A 14,171-nucleotide genomic window follows, 5' to 3' on the forward strand; every position below is an offset into this window, starting at 1 on the left:
CGTGGCGACCTACGAATACACCGCTGACGAACGCGCGGTAGAGTCGCGCGTGGTACCCCGGTCCAAGGGGCAGATCGTCGTCAACTGGATGACGACGACCGACCACAAGACCATCGGGTACATGTACCTGATCGCGTCGTTCCTGTTCTTCTGCATCGGCGGCGTGATGGCGCTGATCATCCGCGCCGAGCTCTTCGAGCCCGGCATGCAGTTCCTGCAGACCAAGGAGCAGTACAACCAGCTGTTCACCATGCATGGCACGGTGATGCTGCTGATGTTCGCGACGCCGCTGTTCGCTGGCTTCGCCAACGTGATCATGCCGCTGCAGATCGGCGCCCCGGATGTGGCCTTCCCACGGCTCAACGCGCTGGCGTTCTGGTTCTTCCTGTTCGGTTCGCTGATCGCCGTCTCGGGCTTCCTCACCCCGCAGGGCGCGGCCTCCTTCGGATGGTTCGCCTATGCGCCGCTGTCCGACACCACGTACTCGCCGGGAGTCGGCGGAGATCTCTGGGTGTTCGGACTCGCGCTCTCCGGCTTCGGCACCATCATGGGTGGTGTCAACTTCATCACCACCATCATCTGCATGCGTGCCCCCGGTATGACCATGTGGCGCATGCCGATCTTCACCTGGAACACGCTGATCACCGCGATCCTGATCCTCATGGCCTTCCCGCCGCTGGCGGCGGCGCTGTTCGGACTGGGGCTGGACAGGCGCTTCGGTGGCCACATCTTCGATCCGGAGTCCGGTGGGGCGATCCTCTGGCAGCATCTGTTCTGGTTCTTCGGGCACCCTGAGGTCTACATTATCGCGCTGCCGTTCTTCGGGATCATCTCTGAGATCCTGCCGGTGTTCAGCCGCAAACCGATCTTCGGCTACAAGGGTCTGGTCTACGCGACCATCGCCATCGCGGCGCTGTCGGTCACGGTGTGGGCGCACCACATGTACGTCACCGGTGCGGTCATGCTGCCGTTCTTCGCGCTGATGACCATGCTCATCGCGGTCCCCACAGGGGTGAAGTTCTTCAACTGGATCGGCACGATGTGGAGGGGATCGATCACCTTCGAGACCCCCATGCTCTGGAGCCTCGGGTTCCTGGTGACCTTCCTCTTCGGCGGGCTGACGGGCATCATCCTGGCGTCGCCCCCGCTGGACTTCCATCTTTCGGACACCTACTTCGTGGTGGCGCACTTCCACTACGTGGTCTTCGGCACCGTGGTCTTCGCGATGTTCGCCGGCTTCTACTTCTGGTGGCCGAAGTGGACCGGCAAGATGCTCAACGAGCGTCTGGGCAAGATCAACTTCTGGATGCTCTTCGTCGGCTTCCACGGTACGTTCATGATCCAGCACTGGCTGGGCGTGATGGGCATGCCCCGTCGCTACGCGGACTACATGGTCGAGGACGGGTTCACCGCGATGAATCAGTTCTCCACGGTGTTCTCGATGATCCTCGGGGCTTCGCTGATCCCGTTCTTCTGGAACGTCTGGATCACGCACCGCAAGGGCAAGAAGGTCCTCGTGGACGACCCCTGGGGCTTCGGCGGCTCGCTGGAGTGGGCGACCTCCTGCCCACCTCCGCGGCACAACTTCTACTCCCTGCCCCGCATCCGTTCCGAACGTCCCGCCCTGGATCTTCACCACCCGGAGCTCGCCGACAGGCACAGCCTGCACACGGCGGCAGGGAAGGTCTTCGGCCCCGCTGACCAGCAGGACAAGGCAGGTATCTGATGAAGACGAATATCGGACTGTTCGGCCTCCTGGGCGTCTTCGTCCTGGTCGTGGCCTTCATCTACGGATTCCTCACCGGATTCCAGGAGCTGGCTGGCTTCCCGCTGCTGCTGCTCACCGCAGGACTGGGCTTCATGCTCTGGTTCTACCTGCGGACGACGGACAAGCACTCGGAGGTCATGGACGGGGACAACCCGGAGGGTGAGATCCATCAGCAGGCCGGCAACTACGGCGAGTTCGCCCCGTGGAGCTGGTGGCCGTTGGGCCTCGGCTTCTCCTGCGCGTTCGTGTTCTTCGGAATGGCTTACGATTGGTGGGTCGTGTTCATCGGCGCCATTCCCGCCCTGTTCTTCGTGACGGGCTGGGTGCTGGAGTACAACCGCAAGCGCTACGCCCACTGAGGCGGGGGCTCGCTGGGCCCACGGCCCGGCAGGGATGCGGCCTGAACCGCAGCCCTCCCTGACGACGCCCGTCGGAGCTGGACCTCCGGCGGGCGTCGTCATGTCTGCTCACAGGCGCTGCGCGAGCGGCGTGGCGACCACCGATAGGATCGACCTATGACCATCCGCCCCATCACCATCCACGGCGAGCCTGTCCTGCATCGTCGGGCCGCCGAGGTCGAGACCATCGACGACGAGATTCGTCAGCTGGTCGAGGACATGTACGAGACCATGGACGCGGCGCACGGAGTCGGCCTGGCCGCGCCACAGATCGGCGTCGGCCTGCGCCTGTTCACCTACACCTACGCGGCGTCAGGTGCGGCACCCTCGCGCGGGGTCATCATCAACCCCACGCTGCGGCTCATCGGCAAGGTCTCGAAGACGGCGCCGGATCCGGAAGACGAGACCGAGGGATGCCTGTCCGTGCCCGGCTACGGATTCCCGCTGAAGCGAAGCGACCATGTGGAGATCTCGGGGCTGGACCTCGGCGGCGAGCCCCAGCGATTCGAGGCGACGGGCTGGTTCGCCCGCATCATGCAGCACGAATACGACCACCTCGACGGATACCTCTACGTCAATCGGCTGGACCAGAAATGGGCACGGCGCTGGAAGCGGGCGATGAAGAAGGAGGGGTGGACGCAGGAAGGGAACTCCTGGACGCCGGGTGTCGATCCGGATCCCTTTGGCCATGACGATGTCCCGGAGCCGTCAGACTCGGAGCCGTCAGACTCGGAGCCGTCAGACCCGGAGCCGTGAGACCCGGGGCCGTGACGTTCGGTGCCTGCGGAGACGGTCGAAAGCGCCGGGGACGCTCAGGATCGGCTGAAGTCCACCCAACGCTCGAGCACGGCGGCGGCGGCGCCTGAGTCCACGGCCTGCGCGGCACGCTCCCGGTTCCTGTGCAGTCGGTCCAGCAGAGGGCCCTCGGCGCTCTCGTCGGCGGCGGTGAGTCCGGCGGCGGCGTTGATCAGCACCGCGTCCCGCACGGGCCCCCGCTCGCCGCGCAGGACGCGGCGGACGATCTGGGCGTTGTCTGCGCCGTCGCCGCCACGCAGCGCGTCCACCTCGACCTGGGTCACACCGAAGTCCGCCGGGCGGATCTGATGATGGTCGACAGCGCCGTCGCGGACCTCCCAGAGGTCTGTCGGGGCCGAGGTCGTGATCTTGTCCCGGCCGTCCTGCCCCCGGAACACGAGACCACGGGTGCCGCGTGAGGCGAGCACATGAGCCATCTTCGGGGCGAGGCCGAAGTGCGCGCAGCCCAGCGCCTGGGCGTCCACGCGGGCGGGGTTCGAGAGCGGACCCAGGAAGTTGAAGATCGTCCTGACCCCGAGTTGGCGTCGGACAGGTGCGACGAATCGCATCGACGGGTGGAAGCCCTGCGCGAAGAGGAACGTGATGCCCACCTCGGCCGCAGCCTGCGCCACACTGCCGGGGCTCATCGCGAGGTCGACGCCGAGGGCTTCGATGACGTCGGCCGCGCCGGCCGTCGTCGAGGCTCCCCGGTTGCCATGTTTGACGACCCGTGCCCCTGCGCCGACCGCCACCAGCGAGGCCATCGTGGAGATGTTCACCGTGCCCAGCCGGTCGCCGCCGGTGCCGACGATGTCCAGCGTGGGACCAGGGATGGAGATCTCCACGGCCTTGGACATCATCGTGGAGGACAGCCCCACGAGCTCTTCGGCCGTCTCTCCCTTGGCCCGCAGAGCGATCAGGAATCCTGCGATCTCGGCGTCGGTGAGGTCGCCGCTCATGAGCCGCTCCATGGCCCAGGCGGAGGTCTCTGCGGTGAGGTCCTCGCCGGCAAGCAGAGCGTCCAGCAGGTGCGGCCAGGAGGGCAGGGAGGGAGGGGCTGTGTCCGTCACGGGACCAGGATATCCCGCCCTCCGACACGCCGTTTCTCTACATTTCGTAGAAATTTCTGACACATTCCCGCCGGTGCTGACCTTGGTACTTCCTGGGAATGACGGGGGATCGCCGGTCTGACAAGGAACTTGAGGACGCGCCACGCACCGCAGGTCGATGGCGAACGGGGGTGGATTCAGGCAATAATGTCCTCGTGACGTCTGCAACCCAAGCCCCCAACGCTCCGGCGCGCACGCTGCCGAACCGCCCGAACATGGTGTCTGTGGGCACCATGGTCTGGCTGACCAGCGAGCTCATGTTCTTCGCCGGCCTGTTCGCGATGTTCTTCACCCTGCGCTCGACGCAGCCCGAGATGTGGGCGGAGTACAGCGCGCGACTCGACATCACCCTGGCCACGATCATCACCGTGATCCTGGTGGCGAGCTCGGTGACGGCTCAGTTCGGAGTCTTCGCCGCCGAGCGACACCAGCCCCGCCGGACCGGTTCATTGATGAACGTCAAGGGCTGGGGCATGGTCGAGTGGTACATCCTCTCGTTCCTCATGGGATCGGTCTTCATCGCGGGTCAGACCTTCGAGTTCGCGGAGCTCGTCTCCCACGGAGTGGCGGTCCAGACCAACTCGTTCGGGTCGGCGTTCTACATCACCACCGGCTTCCACGGGCTCCACGTGATCGGCGGGCTCATCGCCTTCCTCTACGTGATCGCCCGCGCCTACTTCAGCGTGAAGTTCACGCACAAGGAGGCCAGTGCGGCCGTGGTGACGTCGTACTACTGGCATTTCGTCGACGTCGTGTGGATCGCGCTCTTCGGTGTGGTCTACATCCTGCCGCTGTTCGTCTGACAGCGCCGGCTCGTGCGCACGCTGACAACCCCATCACCCATCACTCGGCCCGCAGGACCTCAGGCGGGCCCCGCACCGAGAAGTTAGGAACCGGCACGTGAAGGCACTCTCACAGAAGCGCCGCCACCCCTTCGCTGGCGTGGCACTGCTCCTCCTGGGCCTCCTGATCACAGGGGGGCTGTATGCCGCTGCCACCACGATCAACCAGGCGCAGGCCAGCCAGGAGGTCGACGGGTACTCCGCCGCCGACGTCGACGAGGGCGAGCGTCTGTTCGTGGCCAACTGCGCGACCTGCCACGGGATCAACGCCGAAGGCACGGATGCTGGCCCGTCGTTGATCGGCGTGGGTGCCGCCTCGGTCGACTTCCAGGTCGGCACCGGGCGGATGCCGATGCAGATGCACGGCCCCCAGGCCCAGGAGAAGCCGCGGCAGTTCAACGATGAGCAGACCATGCAGCTGGCGGCCTATGTCGCCTCGCTGGGCGCCGGGCCGGCCGTGCCGGATGACGAGTACACCGACGTCGACAAGGGCGACCCGGCCCGCGGTGGTGAGCTGTTCCGGATCAACTGTGCGATGTGCCACAACGCGGCGGCCGCCGGCGGCGCGCTGACCGAGGGGAAGTATGCGCCGTCGCTCCATGGTGTGGACGAGCGGCACATCTACGAGGCCATGCAGACCGGACCGCAGAACATGCCGGTCTTCAACGACGCCAACATCCCGCCGGAGGACAAGCGTGACATCATCGCCTTCCTGAAGACCTACGACTCCCAGGGCACGCCCGGCGGATTCTCGCTGGGCTTCCTGGGTCCGGTCTCGGAGGGCCTGTTCATCTGGACCGGGGGCCTGGCTGTGCTGATCGCCTCGATGGTCTGGCTGACCTCACGCTCCTCCTGAGCCGCCGGTCGCGGTGACCCGGACGACACCGCATACATGCACCCACTACGCAATCACTCAAGCAAAGGACGAGAACCATATGGGCGAGCACGGTCACGGCGACCCGCATGAGTCGGGGGCCGTCATCACAGCCGGTGACGGGGAGTCGGGCAAGTACGCCATCGACAACCCCGGTCTGCCGCCGCACCGCCCGCGGGTGGCAGATGAGGACCCGAAGGCCGAGAAGCGCTCGGAGCGCCAGGTGGCCACACTCTTCCTCATCTCGATCATCGGCACTGTGATCTTCTTCATCGGCTACTTCGCCGTGGAGCTCAGTGAGGACCTCCACGCATTGCGTCTGCAGAACACGCTGCTGGGCGTCGGCGTCGGCTTCGCGATGCTGGGTCTCGGCCTCGGCGTGGTGCACTGGGCCAAGACGCTGATGCCGGACCACGAGCTGGTGGAGGCCCGCAAGCCTCTGCGCAAGGAGGAGGATCGGGAAGAGGCGGAGCAGATCATCGATGACGTGCTCGAGGAATCGGGCATCAAGCGTCGTCCGCTGATCCGCAACACGCTCATCGGTGCCGCACTGCTGGCCCCGCTGCCCTTCATCCTCACGCTGCGCGACCTGGATCGTTCCGAGGACTTCGGGGTCGAGCGGATGCGGCACTCCCTCTGGGACGAGGGCGTCCGCCTGGTGCGCGACCCCACCGGCACCCCCATCCGGGCCGCCGACATCACCATCGGTTCGGCCATGCACGTCATCCCCGAGAATCTGCGGGAGGTCTCCGGACACGCCGACCGACTCTCGGAGAAGGCCAAGTCCGTGGTGCTGGTGGTGAGGATGAACCCCGAGGACATTCAGCAGGTCACGCCGGGTCGCGAGGATTGGACCCACGACGGCATCATCGCCTGTTCCAAGGTCTGCACGCACGTCGGCTGCCCGGTCGCCCTCTACGAGCGGCACACCCATCACCTGCTGTGCCCCTGCCATCAGTCGACGTTCGACGCCGCACAGGAGTTCAAGGTGGTCTTCGGCCCCGCCGGCCGCCCGCTGCCCCAGCTGCCCATCACCGTGGACGAGGAGGGCTTCCTCATCGCCCGCAGCGACTTCACCGAGCCTGTCGGCCCGACTTACTGGGAGCGTGGCTCCACCGACCCCGAGGGTGATTACAACGCATGAGCGCCGCTAAAGAGACCTACACCGAGGACCAGTACCTCGAGGCAGACCATTACCAGCCCGCCACCCGCACCGGCCGCATCGCCAACTATGTGGATCAGCGCGTGGGCGGCACCAGCATGGTGCGGGAGTTCGGTCGCAAGATCTTCCCGGACCACTGGACTTTCATGTTCGGCGAAGTGGCCCTCTACAGCTTCGTCATCCTGATCATCTCGGGCACGTTTTTGACCTTCTGGTTCGACCCGTCGATGGCCAGCACCCGCTATGACGGCTCCTATGCCCCGTTGCAGGGGCTGGAGATGTCCACCGCCTATGCGACGGCCCTGGAGCTGTCCTTCGACGTGCGGGGCGGGCTGTTCATGCGCCAGCTGCACCACTGGGCGGCGCTGCTGTTCGTCATGGCGATGTCGATCCACATGCTGCGCGTGTTCTTCACCGGGGCCTTCCGCAAGCCGCGCGAGCTGAACTGGGTCGTCGGCTGCGCACTGCTCATCATGGGCCTGGCCGCCGGATTCACCGGCTACTCGCTGCCCGACGAGGTGCTCTCCGGCAACGGTCTGCGGATCATCGACGGCATGATGAAGGCGATCCCGGTCGTCGGCACCTATATGTCGTTCTTCCTCTTCGGCGGGGAGTTCCCCGGCGGCGAGGTGATCCCGCGGCTCTACGTGATGCACATCATGGTCATCCCCGCGCTGATCCTGGTGCTCATCGCTGTGCACCTGTTCATGGTGGTCACGCACAAGCACACGCAGTACCCGGGGCCGGGCCGGACGGAGCGCAACGTGGTCGGCTACCCGGTGGGACCCGTCTACGCGGCGAAGGCCGGTGGATTCTTCTTCATCGTCTTCGGCATCCTCGCGGTGATCTCTGGCACCTTCCAGATCAACGCGCTGTGGAACTACGGTCCGTACGACCCCTCGCCGGTGCAGGCCGGTGCCCAGCCGGACTGGTACATCGGTCCGTTCGAAGGCGTGCTGCGTCTGATGCCCGGGTTCTTGGGGGAGATCCCCCTCGAGTTCGTCATCCCCACGCCGTGGGGCGGTAACTCCGTGGCGACTCCGGTGCTGATCCCGATGATCCCCATCGCGGTGATGTTCCTGGTGATGTTCATCTGGCCGTGGATCGAAGCGTGGATCACCGGGGACAAGAAGGAGCATCACATCCTCGACCGCCCGCGCAACGCCCCGACCCGTACCGCGATCGGTGTCGCGAGCGTCACCTTCTACTGCATCATGTGGGGCATGGGGTCCAACGACCTCATCGCCACGCACTTCCACCTCTCGCTGAACGACATCACCTACTGGTCGCGCGTGCTGATCTTCGTGGGCCCGATCTTCGCCTTCGTGTTCACCAAACGCATCTGCCTCGCGCTGCAGCGCAAGGATCGGGAGACCGTGCTGCATGGTCATGAGGCCGGCGTCATCGAGATGCTGCCGCATGGTGAGTTCCGGGAGAAGCACACCCGGCCCTCCGACTACGAGCTGTACACGCTGGTGGCGTTCGAGTCGCCGGCGCCGTCGGGACCGCAGCCCAACGCCAAGGGCAGGATCACCCGGACCGAGAAGTTCCGGGCGAAGCTGAACCAGTGGTTCTACGAGGATCGGGTCGAGCCGGTCAGCCGCGAGGAGTACCTGGAGGCCTTGGAGCACGACCACCATGATGACGACCATCAGGGTGGGCTCGAAGCCACCGATCGGCACTCGCTCGAGGCCAAGCACTGAGCAGGGCCCAGCGGCCGCGCTGAGTCGCCCGGCCCGCAGATGACGGCGGGGCCGCTCTCCTGCAGAAGGAGAGCGGCCCCGCCGTCGTCGTCGGTCTGGGTGGTTCAGTCGTGCTGGCGTCGGACGATGGCCCGGAGCTTCTCGAGACGCTCCGAGACGGCACGCTCCTGACCATTGCCGCTGGGATGGTAGTAGTTCACGCCGACCAGGTCGTCGGGAGGATACTGCTGGGCGGCCACATGGTGCGGCTCGTCGTGGGCGTAGACATAGCTGCGGCCATGGCCGAGCCGGTGGGCGCCCGCGTAGTGGGCGTCCCTGAGATGCAGCGGGACCGGGCCCCCACGTCCTGCCCGGACATCCGCGATGGCAGCGTCGAGAGCGCGATATGAGGCGTTCGACTTCGGGGCGGTGGCGATGTGGACGGTCGCCTCGGCGAGCAGGATGCGGGCCTCCGGCATGCCGATGAGCTGGACGGCCTGGGCTGCGGCAGTAGCAGTCTGCAGCGCTCCGGGGTCCGCCATGCCGACCTCCTCGCCGGCGGCGATGACCAGCCGGCGGGCGATGAACCGCGGGTCCTCGCCGGCGACGATCATCCGGGCGAGGTAGTGGAGCGCGGCATCAGGATCCGAACCGCGCAGTGATTTGATGAAGGCCGAGACGATGTCATAGTGCTGGTCACCGTCACGGTCGTATCTCTGGACGGCGTGGTCCATGGCCTGCTCCGCGTCCTCGGCGGTGATGGCCGTCGGGGCGGGGGCGTTCTCACTCGACTCATCGTTCTGGCGGGAGGCCTGAGCCTCGGCACGGCCTGCGGCCACCGCGGCCGCGGCCTCCAGCGTGGTCAGCACCCGTCGAGCGTCCCCACCGGCCATCCGCAGGATGTGGCTGCGGGCCTCGTCGTCGAGGGTGAACGCCTCGGCGAGTCCCCGTTCCTCCTGGAGGGCGCGGTCGATGAGGCCGTCCAGATCCTGGTCCGTCAGGGGGTGCAGAGTGAGCAGCAGCGAGCGGGAGAGCAGGGGAGAGATGACGGAGAACGACGGGTTCTCCGTGGTTGCGGCGACGAGGATGATCCAGCCGTTCTCCACTCCGGGGAGCAGGGCGTCCTGCTGTGCCTTGTTGAAGCGGTGGATCTCGTCCAGGAAGAGCACGGTCGTCCGGCCCTTCAGGTCCCTGTCCTCCAGGGCCTGGTCCATGACACGCCGGACGTCCTTGACCCCGGCCCGGATCGCCGAGAGCTCCACGAACGTGCGGGACTCTGCGCGGGCGAGGACATGGGCGATCGTCGTCTTCCCGGTACCCGGGGGACCATAGAGGATGACCGAGGCGGCTCCAGCGGGTCCGCGAGAGCCTTCGGCGAGGACACGCAGGGGTGAGCCCTGGTCGAGCAGGTGCGTCTGGCCGACCACCTCGTCCAGGCTGCGGGGCCTCATGCGGACCGCCAGCGGGACGTGGCGCCGACGGCTGCCATGCTCCGCCTCTGCGGCAGCGAACAGGTCGCCGGTCAGGGGATCGGTCACGGTGCTCTCCTCGGAGACATGTTCGAACGGGTCGGCACCACTCTACCGCCGCCGCGACGCCGGCTGCCTGCTGACGGTGCCACAATGGAACCCATGCGTGCCGTGATCCAACGTGTCTCCCGTGCTGAAGTCCGCGCTGCTCGTGCCGAGGGCGGGCCACTTGTCTCAGGTTTCGACGGTGAAGGTCTGGTGGTGCTGATCGGCGTCACCCATGACGACACGGAGGCGGAGGCGCGACTGCTGGCCGAGAAGGTCTGGCGTCTGCGGATCCTCACCGAGGAACGCTCCGTCGAGCAGGCTGGTGCGCCCGTGTTGGCCATCAGCCAGTTCACCCTCTACGGGGATGCGCGGAAGGGGCGACGTCCCTCCTGGAGCGGGGCTGCGCCGTCAGCGGTCGGAGAGCCCCGCTGCCGAGACTTCGTGGAGGCGCTGCGCGACTTCGGCGCCGAGGTCCACACCGGTGTCTTCGGAGCGGACATGGAGGTCGAGCTCGTCAATCACGGCCCGGTGACGCTGGTGCTGGACACCGACGAGCTCAGGAGGCCCCGCCGGAGCTGAACCCGGCAGGACCCCCTGCGGCCAGGACGGCCGCTCTGTCGTGAGGACCCGGGCCTGAGCACCGGATGGTCGCCCCGGTGCTCAGACGGTGCTCAGACGGCGCTCAGACGGTGCTGTCGGCGGTCGGGCCCGAGGTCTTCGCAGCGCTCGAGGAGGCGTCCTGGTGGCCGTCCCGGTCGCGATCCGCTCGCTCCGGGCGGGCGTCGACTCCTGCTTCCTTGCGCTGCTGCGGAGTGATCGGTGCCGGTGCCGCCGTCAGCGGGTCGAAGCCGCCGCCCGACTTGGGGAAGGCGATGACCTCGCGGATCGAGCTCTCTCCGGAGAGCAGCGCCACCATCCGGTCCCAGCCGAAGGCGACCCCACCATGCGGCGGGGCCCCGAATTTGAAGGCGTCGAGCAGGAAGCCGAACTTCTCCCGAGCCTCCTCCTCGGAGATGCCCATGACGGTGAAGATGCGTTCCTGCATCTCCCGGCGGTGGACACGGATCGATCCGCCGCCGATCTCATTGCCGTTGCAGACGAGGTCATAGGCGTAGGCCAAGGCCTCGCCAGGTTCCTGGTCGAAGGTCTCGGCGAACTCCGGCTTCGGTGCGGTGAAGGCGTGGTGGACCGCGGTCCATGCGCCCGAGCCGACAGCGACATCTCCGGCGGCGGTCGCTTCGGCGGCAGGCTCGAACATGGGCGCGTCGACGACCCAGACGAATGACCAGGCGTCATGGTCGATGAGCCCGGTGCGTTCGGCGATCTCCACGCGGGCCGCGCCCAGCAGCGCCCGAGAGGGCTTCTGCTCACCGGCGGCGAAGAAGATGCAGTCACCGGGGGCCGCTCCCACGGACTCGGCGAGACCGGCGCGCTCCTGCTCCGAGAGGTTCTTGGCCACCGGTCCGCCCAGCTCACCGTCCTCGGCGACGAGCACGTAGGCCAGGCCCTTGGCGCCCCGCTGCTTGGCCCACTCCTGCCACGCATCCAGCGTGCGGCGGGGCTGGTCGGCGCCACCGGGCATCACCACCGCTCCCACGTACGGGGCGCGGAACACACGGAAGGGCGTCTCGGCGAAGAACTCGGTGAGCTCCACCAGCTCCAGGTCGAAGCGCAGGTCCGGCTTGTCGGTCCCGTAGCGGGCCATGGCGTCCCGATAGGTGATGCGGGGAAGCGGTGCGTCGATGTCCACATCGATCAGTCGCCACAGGCGCTGCACGAGCTCCTCGGTCAGGGCGATGATGTCGTCCTGGTCCACGAAGCTGGCCTCGATGTCCAGCTGGGTGAACTCCGGCTGACGGTCCGCCCGGAAGTCCTCGTCGCGGTAGCATCGCGCGATCTGGTAGTACTTCTCGAAGCCTCCGACCTGCAGCAGCTGCTTGAACAGCTGCGGCGACTGCGGCAGAGCGTACCACGAGCCGGGGGACAGCCGTGCGGGCACGACGAAGTCGCGGGCCCCCTCCGGGGTGGATCGGGTCAGCGTCGGAGTCTCGATCTCGGTGAAGTCCTGACTGTGCAGGAACTCGCGGGCCACCCGGTTCGCCTCCGAGCGCAGACGCAGGGCACGCTGGGGCGCCTCGCGACGCAGATCGAGGTAGCGATGCCGCAGGCGCGCCTCCTCGCCGACCTCGACGTGCTCGTCCACCTGGAAGGGCAGCGGGTCGGCGGTGTTGAGGACGTTCACCTCGGCGGCGATGACCTCGACCTCCCCGGAGGCCAGGTGGGGGTTCTCGTTGCCCTCCGGGCGGCGCTCCACCGTGCCCCGGACCTGGAGGACGAACTCGTTGCGCAGCGGGGTGAAGTCCTCTTCATCGCGGACCACGATCTGTGCGACACCGCTGGCGTCGCGCAGATCGAGGAACGCCACACCGCCATGGTCGCGCCGGCGGGCGACCCAGCCGGTGAGTGTCACGGTCTGTCCGATGTGCTCGGCGCTCAGGGCGCCGTTGTGATGTGTGCGAAGCACAGTGTCCTTCCTCAAGGTCTGTCGGAGGTCTCAGCGGCAGTGCGTCGCGCCGTCCTCGTCGGTCGTGTGGTGGCGGCTCGGTCTGGTGCCGGATGTCGTGGGGCGGAACGGAGGATCAGCTCACAGGCCGCACCTGCGGGATCAGATCCTCCACGGGCGGCGTCCAGGTCTGCGGATCTGCGGTGACCTGTTCGCCGGAGCGGATGTCCTTGACTTCGTGGTGGCCCTGGTCGTCAGTGAACCAGACGAAGGGGATGCCGCGGCGGTCCGCGTGGCGGATCTGCTTGCCGAACTTCTCCGCCCGCAGCGCCACCTCCACGTTGATCCCGCGTCCCCGGAGCGTGTCGGCGACGTCTTGGGCGGATCCCCAGTCCTCGTCTGTGCGCAGCGCGATGTAGACCACGCTGGGGACCGAGCGACTGGCGGTCAGGTGTCCCTGAGCCAGCAGGCGCGAGAGCAGGCGGGTCACGCCGATGGACAGCCCCACCCCCGGGAAGGTGCGCTTCCCCTTCGAGGCCAGGGACTCGTAGCGGCCGCCGGAGCAGACCGACCCGAGGGACTCATGACCCACCAGGACGGTCTCGTAGACAGTCCCTGTGTAGTAGTCCAGCCCGCGGGCGATGGACAGATCGGCCACGGCCCGCCCGGGGACGCGGCGCTGAAGCTCGCCCATGACCTCGGCGAGCTCGGCCAGGCCGGCCTCGAGCAGCTCGTGCTCCCCGCCGAGAGCCCGGACCTGGTCCACGAAGCTGAGGCCCTCCGTCCGGATCTGCGCCAGTGCCAGTGCCTTCTGCGCCTGCTCCTCCGTCGCGCCGGCCGTCTCAGCCAGCTCGGCGGCGACCTTCTCCGGACCGATCTTCTCGAGCTTGTCGATGGCACGCAGCACCGCGGCGGTGTCCTCCAGGCCGATCGCGAGGTAGAACCCCTCTGAGAGCTTGCGGTTGTTGATCCGCATCCGGAAGTCGCCGATCGGCAGCGACTCCAGCGCGCGCGCCATCACCACGGCCAGCTCGACGTCGCAGCGGAAGGGCAGCGAGCCGTCACCGACGATGTCGATGTCTGCCTGGGTGAACTCGCGGGACCGGCCCTCCTGAGGGCGTTCTCCGCGCCAGACCTTCTGGATCTGGTAGCGGCGGAAGGGGAACGCCAGGTGCCCGGCGTTCTCCACCACATACCGGGCGAAGGGCACGGTGAGGTCGAAGTGCAGTGCGAGGCGAGCCTCGGCGTCGTCGTCGGCCTGCAGCCGCGAGACGCCGTAGATCTCCTTGTCGATCTCTCCCTTCTGCAGCAAGGTGTCCACCGTCTCCACGGCTCGGGACTCGATGGAGACGAACCCGTGCCGCTCGAAGACCTCCCGCAGGGTGTCGAGCACATGGAGCTCCACCAGACGCTCGTGGGGAAGCCACTCGGTGAAGCCGGAGAGGGAGGTTGTGCGTGCCATGCGGGGTGGGCTCTCCTCACTGGAGACGACGGGGTCGGGAGACTGGAACATCATACCGG

Annotated in this window: 12 protein-coding genes; 8 read left to right on the forward strand and 4 right to left on the reverse strand. The window is 67.1% G+C overall.

Annotation, left to right across the window (positions count from 1 at the left end):
- The first annotated feature begins 1 nt into the window (after position 1).
- The 3 genes from ctaD to def all read left to right on the forward strand — a co-directional run bounded on the left by ctaD (position 2) and on the right by def (position 2,922).
- Entirely contained in the window at positions 2-1,726 is a 1,725-nt protein-coding gene (ctaD, locus tag ACYVKI_RS04565) for an aa3-type cytochrome oxidase subunit I (protein WP_460689135.1), read from the forward strand.
- A complete protein-coding gene (locus ACYVKI_RS04570; protein WP_460689136.1) occupies positions 1,726-2,127 on the forward strand; it encodes a cytochrome c oxidase subunit 4 in 402 nt (133 codons plus the stop codon). The genes ctaD and ACYVKI_RS04570 overlap by 1 nt, the downstream gene beginning before the upstream one ends.
- A gap of 156 nt (positions 2,128-2,283) precedes the next feature.
- On the forward strand, positions 2,284-2,922 hold the full coding sequence (gene def / locus ACYVKI_RS04575) for a peptide deformylase (protein WP_460689137.1): 639 nt from the start codon (positions 2,284-2,286) through the stop codon (positions 2,920-2,922).
- A 56-nt stretch (positions 2,923-2,978) separates the two neighbouring features.
- Here the strand turns inward: def and trpD are convergent, their stop codons facing one another.
- Positions 2,979-4,031 carry an anthranilate phosphoribosyltransferase gene (gene trpD / locus ACYVKI_RS04580; protein ID WP_460689138.1) on the reverse strand — a complete coding sequence of 351 codons (1,053 nt, stop codon included), beginning with the start codon at positions 4,029-4,031 and terminating at the stop codon, positions 2,979-2,981.
- 194 nt (positions 4,032-4,225) lie between these two features.
- Between trpD and ctaE the strand changes: the two genes are divergently transcribed.
- The 4 genes from ctaE to qcrB all read left to right on the forward strand — a co-directional run bounded on the left by ctaE (position 4,226) and on the right by qcrB (position 8,651).
- Positions 4,226-4,873 carry an aa3-type cytochrome oxidase subunit III gene (ctaE, locus tag ACYVKI_RS04585; RefSeq protein WP_460689139.1) on the forward strand — a complete coding sequence of 216 codons (648 nt, stop codon included), beginning with the start codon at positions 4,226-4,228 and terminating at the stop codon, positions 4,871-4,873.
- A 97-nt stretch (positions 4,874-4,970) separates the two neighbouring features.
- Positions 4,971-5,768: a cytochrome bc1 complex diheme cytochrome c subunit gene (gene qcrC / locus ACYVKI_RS04590; RefSeq protein ID WP_460689140.1), complete on the forward strand. Its 798-nt coding sequence runs from the start codon at positions 4,971-4,973 to the stop codon at positions 5,766-5,768.
- Positions 5,769-5,847: 79 nt separating this feature from the next.
- Positions 5,848-6,930, forward strand: coding sequence for a cytochrome bc1 complex Rieske iron-sulfur subunit (gene qcrA, locus ACYVKI_RS04595; protein WP_460689141.1), 1,083 nt, complete (start codon positions 5,848-5,850; stop codon positions 6,928-6,930).
- Entirely contained in the window at positions 6,927-8,651 is a 1,725-nt protein-coding gene (gene qcrB, locus ACYVKI_RS04600) for a cytochrome bc1 complex cytochrome b subunit (RefSeq protein WP_460689142.1), read from the forward strand. Before qcrA ends, qcrB begins: the two co-directional genes overlap by 4 nt.
- 104 nt (positions 8,652-8,755) lie before the next feature.
- Here qcrB and ACYVKI_RS04605 read toward each other — a convergent pair whose 3' ends face one another.
- On the reverse strand, positions 8,756-10,081 hold the full coding sequence (locus tag ACYVKI_RS04605; protein WP_460689404.1) for a replication-associated recombination protein A: 1,326 nt from the start codon (positions 10,079-10,081) through the stop codon (positions 8,756-8,758).
- 180 nt (positions 10,082-10,261) lie between these two features.
- On the opposite strand from ACYVKI_RS04605, the gene dtd reads away from it, so the two are divergent.
- Positions 10,262-10,726, forward strand: a complete 465-nt coding sequence (dtd, locus tag ACYVKI_RS04610; protein ID WP_460689143.1) for a D-aminoacyl-tRNA deacylase — start codon at positions 10,262-10,264, stop codon at positions 10,724-10,726.
- Between the two features lie 103 nt (positions 10,727-10,829).
- Here the strand turns inward: dtd and aspS are convergent, their stop codons facing one another.
- Positions 10,830-12,671: an aspartate--tRNA ligase gene (gene aspS, locus ACYVKI_RS04615; RefSeq protein ID WP_460689144.1), complete on the reverse strand. Its 1,842-nt coding sequence runs from the start codon at positions 12,669-12,671 to the stop codon at positions 10,830-10,832.
- Positions 12,672-12,786: 115 nt separating this feature from the next.
- The gene (hisS, locus tag ACYVKI_RS04620) at positions 12,787-14,112 is read right to left on the reverse strand and encodes a histidine--tRNA ligase (protein ID WP_460689145.1); all 1,326 of its coding nucleotides are present in this window, start codon (positions 14,110-14,112) and stop codon (positions 12,787-12,789) included.
- Positions 14,113-14,171 lie beyond the last annotated feature (59 nt).

This window comes from Nesterenkonia suensis (assembly GCF_054782935.1).